The sequence below is a fragment of the Klenkia terrae genome, assembly GCF_900491935.1.
GTDB lineage: Bacteria > Actinomycetota > Actinomycetes > Mycobacteriales > Geodermatophilaceae > Klenkia > Klenkia terrae.
The window spans coordinates 175536-191976 of sequence record NZ_UEXK01000004.1 but is presented as its reverse complement, the minus strand read 5'-3'; the positions used below and the strand labels follow the sequence as shown (position 1 = coordinate 191976).

Here is a 16441-nt window from a genome sequence, read left to right as displayed (position 1 = left end):
CCCTTGCCCCGATCCGATGTGGATCACTCGTCCCGGCCGTCCTACCCTCCCCGGCATGGCGAAGCAGTCGCGACCGACCGCGCAGGTGCGCCGCTCCCCGCGCGCCGCGCGCCCGGCGGCTCCCCGGCCCCCGACGACCCCGGCCAGGCCCCTGCTCGTGCCGTTCGCGGCGGTCTTCGGCGTGCTGACCGCGGTGGAGATGGGCTACCTGGCCTGGCTGCTGGTGGACCCCGACGCCGGGTTCGCCACCGTGCCGGTCTGGCCGGTCGCCGTGCTTGCCGGTCTGGCCGTGGTCTGCCTGGTCGGCGCGGTGCTGGTGGTCCTGGGCCGCTGGCGGGGCTGGCTGCCGCTGGCCGTCGGGAGCGCGCTGTCGCTGCTGGTGGTGCTGGCGATCGCGGTGCTGTTCGGCTCCCTGGGTGCCGGCGACGAGACCTGGTGGGCGGTGGTCATGGCGGTGGGCCCGATCGGCGCCCTCGTGCTGGCCTGCCGGGCCCCGGTGCGGGCCTGGACCACGGTCGGCCGCTGATCCCGGGTAGCCTCGCGACGTGAGCACCGACACAGCCGACGTCATCGTGGTGGGGGCCGGGCTGGCCGGGCTGGTGGCCACCGCCGAGCTGGCCGACGCCGGCAAGCGGGTGCTGCTGGTCGACGCCGAGCCCGAGCAGAACCTGGGCGGGCAGGCGCACTGGTCCTTCGGCGGCCTGTTCCTCGTCGACACCCCCGAGCAGCGCCGGCTGCGGGTGCACGACTCCCTGGAGCTGGCCCGCCAGGACTGGCTGGGCACCGCCGGGTTCGACCGGGACGAGGACCACTGGCCCCGGCAGTGGGCCGAGGCCTACCTGCAGTTCGCCGCGGGGGAGAAGCGCGCCTGGCTGCACCAGATGGGCGTGCGGTTCTTCCCGGTCGTCGGCTGGGCCGAGCGCGGCGGGTACACCGCCACCGGCCACGGCAACTCGGTGCCCCGGTTCCACATCACCTGGGGCACCGGCCCCGGTGTCGTCGCGCCCTTCGAGCGCCGGGTCCGCGACGCCGCGGCCCGCGGGCTGGTGGAGTTCCGCTTCCGGCACCGGGTCACCGGCCTGGTGGTCGAGGACGGCGTGGTCACCGGCGTCCGCGGCGACGTGCTGGAGCCCAGCGACGCACCCCGCGGGGTGGCCACCAGCCGCACCTCGACGGGGGAGTTCGAGCTCGCCGCGCAGGCCGTCGTCGTCACCTCCGGCGGCATCGGGGCCAACCACGACCTGGTGCGCAAGAACTGGCCGGCCCGGCTGGGCCCGGTGCCCGAGCGGCTGCTGTCCGGCGTCCCCGCGCACGTCGACGGGTCGATGCTGCTGACCACGGAGGCGGCCGGCGCCAGCGTGGTCAACCCCGACCGGATGTGGCACTACACCGAGGGCATCGAGAACTGGGACCCGATCTGGGCCCGGCACGGCATCCGGATCCTGCCCGGCCCCAGCTCGCTGTGGTTGGACGCCACCGGCAAGCGGTTGCCGGTGCCGCTGTACCCGGGCTTCGACACCCTGGGCACCCTGGCGCACATCGGCACGACCGGGCACGAGCACACCTGGTTCGTGCTGGACCAGAAGATCGTGGAGAAGGAGTTCACGCTGTCGGGGTCCGAGCAGAACCCCGACCTCACCGGCAAGGACCTCAAGCTGCTGCTCAGCCGGGTCCGCCCGGGTGCTGCGGCACCGGTGCAGGCCTTCCTGGACAAGGGCGCGGACTTCGTGACGGCGACCTCGGTGGCCGAGCTGGTCGAGGGCATGAACCGGATCACCGGCGGCACCCCGCGGCTGGACGCCGCGGCGGTGGAGGCCGAGATCGTGGCCCGCGACCGCGAGATGGCCAATGGCTTCAGCAAGGACGGCCAGGTCACCGCCATCCGCGCGGCCCGCAAGTTCCTCGGCGACAAGCTGATCCGGGTCGTGCCGCCGCACCGGATGCTGGACCCGGCCAACGGGCCGCTGATCGCCGTCCGGCTCAACCTGCTGACCCGCAAGACCCTGGGCGGGCTGGAGACCGACCTGTCCGGCCGGGTGCTGCAGCCCGGCGGTGCGGTGTTCCCGGGCCTGTACGCCGCGGGCGAGGTGTCCGGGTTCGGCGGCGGCGGCATGCACGGCTACCGGTCGCTGGAGGGCACCTTCCTGGGCGGCTGCCTGTTCTCCGGCCGGACCGCGGGCCGGGCGGTCGCCGCGGCGCTGTAGCGGGTCGCCGAGGCGGTGCAGCGGTCAGCCGGCGTCGGCGACCTGGTCGCGGCCGGCGGCCTTGGCCCGGTACAGCGCGGCGTCGGCGGCCGACACCGCGGCGGCGGTCTCCGCGGCGCCGGCGGCGCGGGGGCGCGTGGCGTGCACGCCGACGCTCACCGTGAGCCCGGACCCCGCGTCGCCGTCGGGGGCGCCGGCCCGGGCCCGCCGGGCGTCGGCGAGCAGCCGGGCCGCGGTGGACGCCGTGCCGTCGGCGTCGGTGCCGGGCAGCAGCAGGCCGAACTCGTCCCCGCCCAGCCGGGCGGCGAGGTCGCCGGGACGGCGCAGCGCCGCGGTGAGCAGCCCGGCGACCACGGCCAGCGCCCGGTCCCCGGCGGCGTGCCCGAAGGTGTCGTTGACCTGCTTGAAGTGGTCGACGTCGACCAGCACCAGGCCCAGCGGGGTGCCCTCCCGGGCGCAGCGCTCCCACTCCCGCTCCAGCGCCTCCTCCCAGCCGCGCCGGTTCGCCAGCCCGGTCACCGGGTCCAGGGTGGTCAGCCGCTCGAGGGCCTCGGTCTGGGCGAACAGCAACCGCGCCTGGGCCGAGACCCGGTAGGCGGCGGCGAGGCCGACCAGGTTGACGGTGGCGACCAGGAACACCGCCGTCCCCAGGTCCCGGCCGTCGACCCCGGCGGTGGTGGCCGCCAGCAGGCTGGCCACCGACCAGGCCGGGGCCAGGACGGCGGTGACCGGGAACGGCAGCCGGGCGTGCAGGCAGAGGATCGCCGCCGAGTGCAGGCTCAGCAGCAGCCAGCCGGTGGAGGTGCGGTCCCCGCCCAGGGCCAGCGCGACCAGCGCGTAGACCCCGAAGCCCACCACCACGACCCGGGCGGTCGCGCGGTAGGTCGGGGTGCGCCCGACGGCCGCCATCACCGCGACGGCCGCGGCGGCAAGCACGACGTGGTCGCTGAGGCCCAGCAGCCCCCAGGCCGGCCCGCGGAGCAGGTTGACCACGAAGAACACCACGTTGTAGACCAGCACCAGGCCGGCCACGAGCAGCACGTCCCGGCGCAGGCCGGGCAGCTGGGTGGCCAGGAAGCGGTCCTCCTGGGCGGGGTCGACCAGCCGCGCGGTGGAGCGGTTCAACGCAGCGGGCACGGCACATCACGGGCATGCGCTCCGCGCGGGTCGGCCCGGGGTGCCCGGGAGGCAGCCGGTGCCCCGCGCGCGGGCTGCGAGACTGGACGGCGTGCCTCCCGCCCTCGACCCCTCCGTCGCCGATCTCCTGCGCCGCACCCCGGACGGCCTGGTCGCCGCCGTCGCCCAGCAGCACGACACCGGCGAGGTGCTGATGCTGGCCTGGATGGACGACGAGGCGCTGCGCCGCACCCTGGCCACCGGCGAGGCCACCTACTGGTCGCGCAGCCGCGGTGAGTACTGGGTCAAGGGCGCCACCAGCGGCCACCACCAGGCCGTCCGCGAGGTCCGGCTGGACTGCGACGGCGACGCGCTGCTGCTGCTGGTCGACCAGACCGGGCCGGCCTGCCACACGGGGGAGCGCACCTGCTTCCACCGTCCGCTCGAGGTCACCGCGCCGGAGGTGTCCCGTGCAGTTGGGTGAGACGACCCCGTTCGACCAGCTCGGCGAGGGCCCCGTCCTCCCGGTCACCCGGCGGCTGCTGGCCGACTCCGAGACCGCGGTCGGCGTCTACCGCAAGCTCGCCGGCAACCGGCCGGGCACCGTGCTGCTGGAGTCCGCCGAGCAGGGCAAGCAGTGGTCGCGGTACAGCTTCGTCGGCGTCGCCAGCGCCGGGGTGCTCACCGAGCGGGACGGCGCCGCGCTGTGGCTGGGTGACCCGCTGCCCGGGTTCACCGACGACCTGCCGGCCGACCCGCTGGCCGCCGTCCGGACGCTGGCCCGCCGGCTGCGCACCCCCCGCGCGCCCGGGCTGCCCCCGCTGACCGGCGGGCTGGTCGGCTACCTGGGCTACGACGTCGTCCGGCGGCTGGAGCGGCTGCCCGAGACCGCCGTGGACGACCTGGGCATGCCCGAGCTGGCGATGACGCTGGTGACCGACCTGGCCGTGCTGGACCACCACGACGCCACCGTGCTGCTGATCGCCAACGCCTTCGCCCGCACCCCCGAGGCCTACGCCGACGCGGTCGGCCGCCTGGACGCGATGGCCACCGCGCTCACCCGGGCCTCCCCGCCCGGGGTGGCGGAGCTGACCACCGCCGACCCGGCGACGGTCTACGACGCGGTGACCAGCAACATGGCGCCTGGGGAGTACGAGGCCGGCGTCGAGGCCGTCCGCGAGCACGTCCGCGCCGGCGACGTCTTCCAGACCGTGCTGTCCCAGCGGTTCAGCCGGCCGACCGACGTCGACGCGCTGGACCTCTACCGCGTGCTGCGGGCGTCGAACCCCTCGCCGTACATGTACCTGCTCCGGTTCGCCGGCCGCGAGTCGCCCTTCGACGTGGTCGGGTCCTCCCCGGAGGCGCTGGTGACCGTGACCGGCGACCACGCCGTGGTGCACCCGCCGGCCGGCACCCGCCCGCGCGGCGGCTCGCCGGAGGAGGACGCCCGGTTCACCGAGGAGCTGCTGGCCGACCCCAAGGAGCGGGCCGAGCACGTGATGCTGGTCGACCTGGCCCGCAACGACCTGGGCCGGGTCTGCGTCCCGGGCACCGTCGAGGTCGCGGACTTCATGCGGGTCGAGCGGTACAGCCACGTCATGCACCTGGTGTCCACCGTGGCCGGTCAGGTCCGGCCCGGGCGCGACGCCCTGGACGTGTTCGACGCGACCTTCCCGGCCGGCACCGTGTCCGGGGCGCCCAAGCCGCGGGCGATGGAGGTCATCGAGTCCCTGGAGCCGACCCGGCGCGCGCTCTACGCCGGGACCGTCGGGTACCTGGACGCCAGCGGCGACATGGACATGGCCATCGCGATCCGCACGGCGGTGCTGCACGGGGGGACGGCGTACGTGCAGGCCGGCGCCGGGGTGGTGGCCGACAGCGACGCGGACGCCGAGCAGGCCGAGACCCGGCACAAGGCCCGGGCGGTGCTGTCGGCGATCGCCACGGCCGAGGGGCTGCGCGAGCTGTGACCGCCCCCGAGACCGCCCCCGGGACCGCCCAGGCGCCGAACGTCCGACGGGAGCTCACGGCTGCCGTCGTCCTGTGCGCGGCCGGTGGCGCACTGGCGCTGTCGGCCGGTGGCCAGACGTGGGCCGAGGTCGCGGTGACCCGGCAGGCGCCGCTGCCGCCGGTGGCCGCCGTGCTGACCGGCGGCACCATCGCGCCGCTGGTCCCGGCCTGCGGGTTGCTGCTGCTGGCCGCCGCGGTCGCGGTGTTCGCCCTGCGCGGGTGGGGCCGCACGGTGCTGGGCGTGCTGGTGGCCGCCGCCGGTGCCGCCGTCGCGGTGGCCGCGGTGCGCGGGCTGACCGGCTCGGTGGACGTCGACACCGGCGACCTGGGGTCCCAGGTCGGGCTGGGCGGCGCGCAGGTCGACGTGCACGTCGTCGCCGGCTGGCCGGTGCTGGCCCTGGTGGCCGGGGTGCTCGGGCTGGCCGGCGGGGTGCTGGTGACCCTGCGCGGCCGGGGCTGGCCGGGCATGGGCCAGCGCTACCAGCGGGCCGGTGCCGCCCGCCCGGTGCGGCCGGGCCGGCCGGAGTCGCCCGAGGACCGCCACCAGGCGGCGTGGAAGGCGCTGGACGGCGGCACGGACCCGACCGAGGACGACGGGGGAGCACGGTGACCCGGCTGCCCGCGTGGCCGGTCGACCTCTCTATGGTGTCCCCACCGATCCGACCGGTGAGGGAGCACGCGTGATGAGCACAGCCGTAGTCGAGATCCGGAGCACCCGGTCGTGAACGTCCTCATGGACATCGTCGCCGGCGTCCGCGAGGACGTCGCCGCCCGCCAGGCCGCCCTGCCGCTGGTGGAGGTGCAGGCCGCCGCCCGAGACGCCCGCCCCGCCCTGGACGCCCTCGCCGCCCTGCGCGCCCCCGGCGTCGGGGTGATCGCCGAGGTCAAGCGCACCAGCCCGTCCAAGGGCGAGCTGGCCCGGATCGAGGACCCCGCGTCCCTCGCCGTCCGCTACGCCGACGGCGGCGCCCGGGTGATCAGCGTGCTCACCGAGCGGCGCCGGTTCCACGGCAGCCAGGCCGACCTGGCCGCCGTCCGGGCCGCGGTCGACGTCCCGTTGCTGTGCAAGGACTTCGTGGTCTCCAGCTACCAGGTGCACGAGGCCCGGGCGATCGGCGCGGACCTGGTGCTGCTCATCGTCGGGGCGCTGGAGCAGAACGCGCTGGTCGGCCTGCTCGAGCGGGTCGAGTCCCTCGGCATGACCGCCCTGGTCGAGGTGCACACCGAGGCCGAGGCCTCCCGGGCGCTGGAGGCCGGCGCCTCGGTGATCGGGGTCAACGCCCGGGACCTCACCACGCTGGAGATGCACCACGAGACCTTCGAGCTGATCGCCCCCGGGCTGCCCACCGAGATCGTCAAGGTCGCGGCGTCGGGCGTGAAGGGCCCGCGGGACCTGATCAAGTACGCCGGCGCCGGCGCCGACGCCGTCCTGGTGGGCGAGGGGCTCGTCACCGCCCCGGACGCCCGGCAGGCCGTCGCCGACCTGGTCACCGCCGGGTCGCACCCGGCCACCCCCCGCGCCACCCGCTGAGCAACCCGGGGACACTGGGGCGGTGACCACCACCGCCCCCGTGCCCCCGTCCGACGCGAGCCTGTCCCGGCCGCGCCCGGAGTGGCCCGACGCGACGGGGCACTTCGGCCCCTACGGCGGCCGCTTCGTGCCCGAGGCCCTGATCGCCGCCCTCGACGAGCTGTCCGAGGCCTACGAGGCCATGCGGGTCGACCCCGCGTTCCTGGTCGAGTTCGAGCGGCTGCACCGCGACTACACCGGCCGGCCCTCGCCGATCACCGAGGTGCCCCGGTTCGCCGAGCACTGCGGCGGCGCCCGGGTGCTGCTCAAGCGCGAGGACCTGAACCACACCGGCTCGCACAAGATCAACAACGTGCTGGGCCAGGCGCTGCTGACCAAGCGGATCGGCAAGAAGCGGGTCATCGCCGAGACCGGCGCCGGCCAGCACGGCGTCGCCACCGCCACGGCCGCCGCGCTCATGGGCCTGGAGTGCACGGTCTACATGGGCGAGGAGGACACCCGGCGCCAGGCGCTCAACGTCGCCCGGATGCGGCTGCTGGGCGCCGAGGTCATCCCGGTGACCACCGGCTCGAGGACCCTCAAGGACGCCATCAACGAGGCCTTCCGCGACTGGGTGACGAACGTGGAGACCACCAACTACGTCTTCGGCACCGTCGCCGGCCCGCACCCCTTCCCGGCGATGGTCCGGGACTTCCAGCGCGTCATCGGCGACGAGGCCCGCGCCCAGCTGCTGGCCCGCGAGGGCCGGCTGCCCGACGCCGTCCTGGCCTGCGTCGGCGGCGGCTCCAACGCCATCGGCATCTTCACCGCCTTCGTGCCCGACGCCGACGTCCGGCTGGTCGGGCTGGAGGCCGGCGGCGACGGCGTGGAGACCGGGCGGCACGCCTCCTCGATCACCGGCGGCGACCCCGGCGTGCTGCACGGCGCGCGGTCCTACCTGCTGCAGGACGCGCACGGCCAGACCGTCGAGTCGCACTCGATCTCGGCCGGCCTGGACTACCCCGGCGTCGGGCCCGAGCACAGCTACCTGCACGACATGGGCCGCGCCGAGTACCGCCCGGTCACCGACAGCCAGGCCATGGAGGCCTTCGCGCTGCTGTGCCGCACCGAGGGCATCATCCCGGCGATCGAGAGCGCGCACGCCCTGGCCGGCGCGATCACGCTGGGCAAGGAGATGGGTCCCGACGCGCTGCTGCTGGTCAACCTCTCCGGCCGCGGGGACAAGGACGTCGAGACCGCGAGCGCCTGGTTCGGCCTGGCCGAGCACACCGCCCCCACCGACGGCGACGAGCGCGCGGTCGAGGAGGGACGCGGCGGCGAGCCCGGCCCGCCGCTGGGCGACGCCGACCACACCACCGTCCAGGACGGGGACGCGCTGTGAACTCCCAGCTGGACACCCGCATCGGCGCCGCGAAGGCCGAGGGCCGGGCCGCGCTGATCGCCTACCTGCCGGTGGGCTACCCCGACGTCCCGACCTCGATCGAGGCCATGGTCGCCGCGGTCGAGGGCGGCGCGGACGTCGTGGAGATCGGGGTGCCGTACTCCGACCCCGGCATGGACGGGCCGACCATCCAGGAGGCCGTGGACGTCGCCGTCCGGGCCGGTGTGGGCATGGCCGACGTGCTGTCCGCGGTGTCCGCGGTCGCCGCGGCCGGCGCGGTCCCCGTGGTGATGAGCTACTGGAACCCGATCGAGCGCTACGGCGTCGAGCGGTTCGCCACCGACCTGGCCGCCGCCGGGGGAGCAGGGGCGATCACCCCCGACCTCATCCCCGACGAGGCCGGCGCGTGGCTGGCCGCCAGCGACGCGGCCGGGCTGGACCGGGTCTTCCTGGTCGCGCCGTCCTCGACCGACGCCCGGCTGGCGATGACCCTGGCGGCCTGCCGCGGGTTCGTCTACGCCGCCTCCACCATGGGCGTCACCGGCACCCGGTCCACCGTCGGGGACACCGCCCAGGCCCTGGTCACCCGGACCCGCGAGGTCGCCCCCGACCTCGCGGTCTGCGTCGGTCTCGGGGTCAGCGACGGCGACCAGGCCGCCGAGGTCGCCGGGTTCGCCGACGGCGTCATCGTCGGCTCGGCCTACGTCCGCCAGCTGCTGGACGGCCACGGCCCCGCCGGGGTGCGCGCGCTGTCCGAGGACCTCGCGGCGGGGGTGCGGCGCCGGTGACCGCCGACCTGCTCGCCTCCATCCCCAGCCCCAGCCAGGGCGTCTGGGAGATCGGGCCGTTCCCGCTGCGCGCCTACGCGCTGTGCATCATCGCCGGGATCGTGCTGGCCGCCTGGATCACCGAGAAGCGCTTCGTCGCCCGCGGCGGTGCCCCCGGCGACGTCCTGGACATCGCCGTCTGGGCGGTGCCCTTCGGCATCGTCGGCGGTCGGCTCTACCACGTGATCACCACCCCCGAGCCCTACTGGGGCGCCGACGGCGACCCCGTCCGGGCGCTCTACATCTGGGAGGGCGGCCTGGGCATCTGGGGCGCCATCGCCCTGGGCGGGGTGGGTGCCTGGATCGCCTGCCGGCGCCGCGGCATCCCGCTGCCGGTCTTCGCCGACGCCCTGGCACCCGGTCTGCTGGTCGCCCAGGCGGTGGGCCGGCTGGGGAACTACTTCAACCAGGAGCTCTTCGGCCGGCCGACCACGCTGCCGTGGGGCCTGGAGATCGCCCCGCAGTTCCGCCCGGCCGGCTACGAGCAGTTCGCCACGTTCCAGCCCACGTTCCTCTACGAGCTGCTGTGGAACCTGGCGGCCGCGGCGGTCGTCGTCTGGGCCGACCGGAGGTTCCAGCTGTCCCACGGCCGCGCGTTCGCGCTCTACGTGGCCGCCTACTGCCTGGGCCGCGGCTGGATCGAGATGCTCCGCATCGACACCGCCGAGCGGTTCTTCGGCGTCCGGCTCAACGTGTTCACCGCGGTCGTCGTCGGTGTCGCGGCGGTCGCCTACCTCGTCTGGCAGCGTGGCCGCCCCCGGGAGCAGCTGACCCGGGGCGACGAGTTCCGGGCCAGGGCCGACGAGGGGACGGCGGCCGCCGAGCCGACCGTCGAGGACGACGAACCGGCCGGCGCTGCACCTGCGGAACCGCGGAAACCCGAGCCCTGATCGAGACGTTCGCCTCACCTCCTGGGCGTGTCGCGACGATGTCGGATCTGTGTACTCTCGGCCAGCAGCCTCCCGGCGATCCCGGGTGGTCAGCCGACGTCGGAACCGGGCCAGCGACGCCCCGCGCCACGACAGCCCGCGGGCCCACCGCCCGAGGTGCGCGAACCCCGACGATCAGCTGAACGGCCCCCGTCGTCGAACCACCGAACCACCCGGTGTCCTGCCCCCCGCCCGCCCAAGACCAGCCGGCCGGGCCCCTCGCGGGCCCCCCGCCGTCGACGGGAGTGACATGTCCCCCACGCAGTCCGGCACCGCACCCTCCGGGACCCGGGTCCCGTTCTCGGCCGTCCCGGCGGCCTCGGGCCTCTACGACCCGGCCAACGAGCACGACGCCTGCGGTGTGGCCTTCGTGGCCGACGCCCAGGGCCGGCGCTCGCGGTCGATCGTGGCCATGGGCCTCACGGCGCTGCACAACCTGGACCACCGCGGCGCCGCCGGCTCCGAGCCGAACTCCGGCGACGGCGCGGGCATCCTCACCCAGGTCCCCGACGCCCTGCTGCGGGCCACCGCCGACTTCGACCTGCCGCCGGCGGGGGAGTACGCCGCGGGCGTGGCCTTCCTGCCCCAGGACGACGCTGAGCGCGCCGAGCGGGTCGCCGACGTGGCCCGCCTGGCCGCCGAGGAGGGCCTGGTCGTCCTCGGCTGGCGCGAGCTGCCGATCGACCCCGAGGGCGCCGACATCGGCCCCACCGCGCTGGCGGTCATGCCGCACTTCGCCCAGCTGTTCGTCGCCGAGGCCACCGCGGCCCGCGCCGACGCCACCGCCTTCGGCGGCGCCACCACCAGCCACGGGGTCACCCGGCTGGAGCGGCGTGCCTTCGTGCTGCGCAAGCGCGCCGAGCGCGCGGCGACCGAGGCGGGGAGCTCGCTGTACTTCGCCTCGCTGTCCTCCCGGACGATCACCTACAAGGGCATGCTGACCACCGACCAGCTGCCCGCGTTCTTCCCGGACCTGACCGACGAGCGCTACGTCTCGGCGATCGCGCTGGTGCACAGCCGGTTCTCCACCAACACCTTCCCGAGCTGGCCGCTGGCCCACCCGTTCCGGGCGATCGCGCACAACGGCGAGATCAACACCATCAAGGGCAACCGGAACCGCATGCGGGCCCGCGAGGCCAAGCTGCACACCGACCTGTTCGACGGCCCCGCGGGCCCGGCGTCCGAGCTCGGCCTGGAGCGGATCTTCCCGCTCACCGCCGGCGACTTCAGCGACTCCGCGACCTTCGACGAGGTGCTGGAGCTGCTGCACCTGTCCGGTCGCTCGCTGCCGCACGCGCTGCTGATGATGATCCCCGAGGCGTGGGAGAATCACGCCGAGATGGACGCCGCCCGCCGGGCGTTCTACCGCTTCCACTCCGCGGTCATGGAGCCCTGGGACGGGCCGGCCTGCGTCTGCTTCACCGACGGCACGCTGATCGGTGCGGTCCTGGACCGCAACGGCCTGCGCCCGGGTCGCTGGTGGCGGACCAAGGACGACGTCGTCGTCCTCGCCTCGGAGGTCGGCGTGCTCGACATCCCGGCCGCCGACGTCGTGGCCAAGGGCCGGCTCAAGCCGGGCCGGATGTTCCTGCTGGACACCGCCCAGGGCCGGATGATCCCCGACGACGAGGTCAAGGGCGCCCTGGCCGCCGAGCAGCCCTACGACGACTGGCTGCACGCCGGGCTGATCCACCTGCCCTCGCTGCCCGAGCGCCGCCGCTCGCGGCCCAGCCACGAGTCCGTCGTCCGGCGCCAGCTGCTGTTCGGCTACACCGAGGAGCAGCTGCGCATCCTGCTGCAGCCGATGGCCGCCAGCGGCGCCGAGCCGATCGGCTCGATGGGCACCGACACCCCGGTCGCCGCGCTGTCGGACCGCTCCCGGCTGCTCTACGACTACTTCAACCAGCTCTTCGCGCAGGTGACCAACCCGCCGCTGGACGCCATCCGCGAGGAGCTGGTGACCAGCCTGGGCCGCACCTTCGGCCCCGAGGGCAACCTGCTCGCGGCCAACCCGGCGTCCTGCCGGCAGGTCGTGCTGCCCTTCCCGGTCATCGACAACGACGAGCTGGCCAAGATCCTGCACATCGACGACGACGGCGACCTGCCCGGCTTCGCCGCGGTGCGGATCACCGGCCACTTCGACGTCAACGGCGGCGGCGCGGCGCTGGAGAAGGCGATCGGCGACCTGCAGACCAAGGTCAGCAAGGCCATCGCCGCCGGCGCCCGGGTCATCGTGCTGTCCGACCGGGACTGCGACGAGCAGCGCGCCCCCATCCCGTCGCTGCTGATGACCGCCGCCGTCCACCACCACCTGGTGCGCGAGCGCACCCGGATGGAGGTCGGCCTGGTCGTCGAGTCCGGCGACTGCCGCGAGGTGCACCACGTCGCGCTGCTGCTGGGCTACGGCGCCGCCGCGGTCAACCCCTACCTGGCCTTCGAGAGCGTCGAGGACCTGATCCGGGACGGCCTGCTCACCGGTGTCCAGCCCGCCCAGGCCGTCCGCAACGTGGTCAAGGCCATGGGCAAGGGCGTCCTGAAGGTCATGAGCAAGATGGGCATCAGCACCGTCGGCTCGTACACGATGGCGCAGATCTTCGAGGCCGTCGGCCTGTCGCACGACCTGGTCGAGAAGTACTTCACCGGGACGTCGTCGACCCTGGGCGGCGTCGGCCTGGACGTGCTGGCCGAGGAGGTGGCCATGCGCCACCGCCGCGCCTACCCGTCCAACCCGACCGAGGTCGCGCACCGCAAGCTCACCGTGGGCGGTGAGTACCAGTGGCGCCGCGAGGGCGAGATCCACCTGTTCAACCCCGAGACGGTCTTCCTGCTGCAGCACGCCACCCGCTCGCGGCAGTACGACGTGTTCCAGAAGTACACCGACGCGGTCGACCAGCTCTCCCGCGACGCCTCGACCCTGCGCGGTCTCTTCGGCTTCCGGGAGGGCGTCCGCCCGTCGGTGCCGATCGAGGAGGTCGAGCCGGTCAGCGAGATCGTCAAGCGGTTCTCCACCGGGGCGATGAGCTACGGCTCGATCTCCCAGGAGGCGCACCAGACCCTCGCCATCGCGATGAACCGCCTGGGCGGCAAGTCCAACACCGGCGAGGGCGGCGAGGACCCCGACCGCTTCACCCCCGACGAGAACGGCGACCTGCGCCGCTCGGCGATCAAGCAGGTGGCCAGCGGCCGGTTCGGCGTGACGAGCGAGTACCTGGTCAACGCCGACGACATCCAGATCAAGATGGCCCAGGGCGCGAAGCCCGGCGAGGGCGGCCAGCTGCCCGGCTCCAAGGTCTACCCGTGGGTGGCCCGGACCCGGCACTCCACGCCCGGCGTCGGCCTGATCTCCCCGCCGCCGCACCACGACATCTACTCCATCGAGGACCTCAAGCAGCTCATCCACGACCTGAAGAACGCCAACGACCAGGCGCGGGTGCACGTCAAGCTGGTCTCCGAGGTGGGGGTCGGCACGGTCGCGGCGGGTGTCTCCAAGGCCCACGCCGACGTCGTCCTGATCTCCGGGCACGACGGCGGCACGGGTGCCGCGCCGCTGACGTCGCTCAAGCACGCCGGCTCGCCGTGGGAGCTCGGCCTGGCCGAGACCCAGCAGACCCTGCTGGTCAACGGCCTGCGCGACCGGATCACCGTGCAGGTCGACGGCCAGATGAAGACCGGCCGCGACGTGGTCATCGCCGCGCTGCTCGGCGGCGAGGAGTTCGGCTTCGCCACCGCGCCGCTGGTGGTCAGCGGCTGCGTGATGATGCGGGTCTGCCACCTGGACACCTGCCCGGTCGGCGTGGCCACCCAGAACCCCGAGCTGCGCAAGCGCTTCACCGGCCAGCCCGAGTTCGTGGTCACGTTCTTCGAGTTCCTCGCCCAGCAGGTCCGCGAGCTGCTCGCCCAGCTCGGCTTCCGCTCGATCGCCGACGCCGTCGGCCAGGTCGAGGTGCTCGAGACCCGCGCCGCGGTGGAGCACTGGAAGGCCGCCGGGCTGGACCTCAGCCCCGTGCTGGCCCTGCCCGAGCTGCCCGAGGGTGCCCCGCGCCGTCGGATGCGCGGCCAGGACCACGGGCTGGACGTCGCGCTGGACCAGACGCTGATCCAGCTCTGCGAGGGCGCGCTGCTCGACGCCCGCCCGGTGAGCCTGCAGCTGCCGGTGCGCAACGTGAACCGCACCGTCGGCACGATGCTCGGCGCGATGGTCACCCGGCGCTTCGGCGGCGAGGGCCTGCCCGAGGGCACCATCGACCTCACCTTCGAGGGGTCGGCCGGCCAGTCCTTCGGCGCCTTCGTGCCCGCGGGCATCACCATGCGGCTGCTCGGCGACGCCAACGACTACGTCGGCAAGGGCCTGTCCGGTGGCCGGATCGTCGTCCGGCCCGACCCCTCGGCCAGCTTCGCGGCCGAGGACGCGGTCATCGCCGGCAACGTGATCGGCTACGGCGCCACCGGCGGGGAGATCTTCCTGCGCGGGCGGGTCGGCGAGCGGTTCTGCGTGCGCAACTCCGGCGCGCTGGCCATCGTCGAGGGCGTCGGCGACCACGCCTGCGAGTACATGACCGGTGGCCGGGCGATCATCCTGGGCGAGACCGGGCGCAACGTGGCCGCGGGCATGAGCGGCGGCATCGCCTACGTGCTGGACCTGGCCGTGCACCGGGTCAACGGCGAGATGGTCGACGTCGAGTCGCTGTCCACCGAGGACTCGCTGTGGTTGCGGGAGACCCTGACCCGCTACCGCGAGGAGACCGGTTCGACCGTGGCCAGCTCGCTGCTGGCCGACTGGGGCCGCTGGTCCGAGCGGTTCAGCGTGATCATGCCGAGGGACTACCGCCGCGCGATGGAGGCCCGTCGGGCCGCCGAGGCCGCGGGGTACGACGTCGACCGTGCAGTGATGGAGGCAGCTCGTGGCTGACAGCACCGGATTCCTGAAGTTCGAGCGGTCCGTGCCGCCCCGGCGGCCCGTCGACGTCCGCATCCGGGACTGGAAGGAGGTCTACCTCGAGCGCCAGGCCGGCGGCGAGGAGGCCTTCACCTCGGCCACCCTGCGCACGCAGGCGGCCCGCTGCATGGACTGCGGCATCCCGTTCTGCCACCACGGCTGCCCGCTGGGGAACCTGATCCCCGAGTGGAACGACCTGGTGCGCCGGGACGACTGGCGCGAGGCCATCGAGCGGCTGCACGCCACGAACAACTTCCCGGAGTTCACCGGGCGGCTGTGCCCGGCGCCCTGCGAGGGCTCCTGCGTGCTCAACCTGACCGAGTCGCCGGTGACCATCAAGCAGGTCGAGGTCGAGATCATCGACCGGGCCTTCGCCGAGGGCTGGGTCACCCCGCAGCCGCCGGCGGAGCTGTCGGGCAAGAAGGTCGCCGTGGTCGGCTCCGGCCCCGCCGGGCTGGCCGCCGCCCAGCAGCTGACCCGGGCCGGGCACGAGGTCACCGTCTTCGAGCGGGCCGACGCGGTCGGCGGGCTGATGCGCTACGGCATCCCCGAGTTCAAGATGGAGAAGCGCCACCTGGACCGCCGGTTGGACCAGATGCGCGCCGAGGGCACCCGGTTCGTCACCGGGGTCGAGGTCGGCGCCGAGGGCTCCGACGTCACCGTGGCCCAGCTGCGCGAGGACTTCGACGCCGTCGTCCTGTCCGGCGGGGCCACCGTCGGCCGCGACCTGCCCGCCCCGGGCCGGGAGCTGGCCGGCATCCACCTGGCCATGGAGTTCCTGCCCTACGGCAACAAGCAGGCGCTCGGCGAGCTGGACAGCCCGCCGATCAACGCCGAGGGCAAGCACGTGGTGATCATCGGCGGCGGCGACACCGGCGCCGACTGCCTGGGCACCTCGCACCGGCAGGGCGCGGCCTCGGTCGCGCAGCTGGAGATCATGCCCGAGCCGCCGTCGTCCCGGGGGCCGAAGAACCCCTGGCCGACCTACCCGATGGTCATGCGGGTCTCCTCGGCCCACGAGGAGGGCGGCGACCGGATCTACGCCGTCAACACCGAGCGGTTCGTCGACGACGGCGCCGGCAACGTCAAGGCGATCCTGGTGCACGACGTGGAGATGGTGGACGGGAAGTTCACCAAGGTCGAGGGCACCGAGCGCGAGCTCCCCGCCGACCTGGTGTTCCTGGCCATGGGCTTCACCGGTGCGCAGAAGGAGGGCCTCGTCGAGGGCCTGGGCGTCGACGTCGACGGGCGCGGCAACGTCGTCCGGGACGCGGAGTTCATGTCCTCGGTCCCGGGGGTGTTCGTGGCCGGTGACATGGGCCGCGGCCAGTCCCTGATCGTCTGGGCCATCGCCGAGGGACGGGCCGCCGCCGGCGCCGTCGACAGCTGGCTGACCGGCTCCTCGATGCTGCCCCGACCGATCACCCCGACGGCCGTCGCGCTCCGCTGACCTGCGCATAGACGTCCTGGACGTCTGATCCGACACCCTCTCGCCCCCGCCTCCCGG

The 16441-nt window shown here is 74.5% G+C and carries 12 protein-coding genes; 11 read left to right on the top strand and 1 reads right to left on the bottom strand.

The genetic code is table 11. The features are described from left to right. Nucleotides 1–55 precede the first annotated feature (55 nt). Together LFA75_RS01135 and LFA75_RS01130 are read left to right on the top strand one after the other, a co-directional pair. The gene (locus tag LFA75_RS01135) at nt 56–526 is read left to right on the top strand and encodes a hypothetical protein (protein ID WP_225231938.1); all 471 of its coding nucleotides are present in this window, start codon (nt 56–58) and stop codon (nt 524–526) included. Between the two features lie 19 nt (nt 527–545). Continuing rightward, complete coding sequence (locus tag LFA75_RS01130; RefSeq protein ID WP_225231937.1) at nt 546–2204, top strand: FAD-binding dehydrogenase; 1659 nt, start codon at nt 546–548, stop codon at nt 2202–2204. Between the two features lie 24 nt (nt 2205–2228). On the opposite strand, the gene LFA75_RS01125 is transcribed toward LFA75_RS01130, so the two are convergent. Beyond that, a complete protein-coding gene (locus LFA75_RS01125) occupies nt 2229–3341 on the bottom strand; it encodes a GGDEF domain-containing protein (RefSeq protein WP_225231936.1) in 1113 nt (370 codons plus the stop codon). A gap of 91 nt (nt 3342–3432) precedes the next feature. On the opposite strand from LFA75_RS01125, the gene hisI reads away from it, so the two are divergent. From hisI to LFA75_RS01080, 9 genes are all read left to right on the top strand, one after another. Continuing rightward, complete coding sequence (hisI, locus tag LFA75_RS01120) at nt 3433–3804, top strand: phosphoribosyl-AMP cyclohydrolase (RefSeq protein WP_225231935.1); 372 nt, start codon at nt 3433–3435, stop codon at nt 3802–3804. Then, on the top strand, nt 3791–5290 hold the full coding sequence (locus tag LFA75_RS01115) for an anthranilate synthase component I (protein ID WP_225231934.1): 1500 nt from the start codon (nt 3791–3793) through the stop codon (nt 5288–5290). The genes hisI and LFA75_RS01115 overlap by 14 nt, the downstream gene beginning before the upstream one ends. Then, entirely contained in the window at nt 5287–5940 is a 654-nt protein-coding gene (locus LFA75_RS01110) for a Trp biosynthesis-associated membrane protein (RefSeq protein ID WP_225231933.1), read from the top strand. Before LFA75_RS01115 ends, LFA75_RS01110 begins: the two co-directional genes overlap by 4 nt. A 111-nt stretch (nt 5941–6051) precedes the next feature. Continuing rightward, entirely contained in the window at nt 6052–6861 is an 810-nt protein-coding gene (trpC, locus tag LFA75_RS01105) for an indole-3-glycerol phosphate synthase TrpC (RefSeq protein ID WP_225231932.1), read from the top strand. Nucleotides 6862–6883: 22 nt separating this feature from the next. Then, on the top strand, nt 6884–8242 hold the full coding sequence (gene trpB / locus LFA75_RS01100; protein WP_263639341.1) for a tryptophan synthase subunit beta: 1359 nt from the start codon (nt 6884–6886) through the stop codon (nt 8240–8242). Beyond that, nucleotides 8239–9030, top strand: coding sequence for a tryptophan synthase subunit alpha (trpA, locus tag LFA75_RS01095; protein ID WP_225231931.1), 792 nt, complete (start codon nt 8239–8241; stop codon nt 9028–9030). The genes trpB and trpA overlap by 4 nt, the downstream gene beginning before the upstream one ends. Then, nucleotides 9027–9959: a prolipoprotein diacylglyceryl transferase gene (gene lgt / locus LFA75_RS01090; RefSeq protein WP_225231930.1), complete on the top strand. Its 933-nt coding sequence runs from the start codon at nt 9027–9029 to the stop codon at nt 9957–9959. Before trpA ends, lgt begins: the two co-directional genes overlap by 4 nt. Nucleotides 9960–10248: 289 nt before the next feature. After that, nucleotides 10249–14907, top strand: a complete 4659-nt coding sequence (gene gltB, locus LFA75_RS01085) for a glutamate synthase large subunit (protein ID WP_225231929.1) — start codon at nt 10249–10251, stop codon at nt 14905–14907. Beyond that, complete coding sequence (locus LFA75_RS01080) at nt 14900–16384, top strand: glutamate synthase subunit beta (RefSeq protein ID WP_225231928.1); 1485 nt, start codon at nt 14900–14902, stop codon at nt 16382–16384. Before gltB ends, LFA75_RS01080 begins: the two co-directional genes overlap by 8 nt. Nucleotides 16385–16441: the final 57 nt, after the last annotated feature.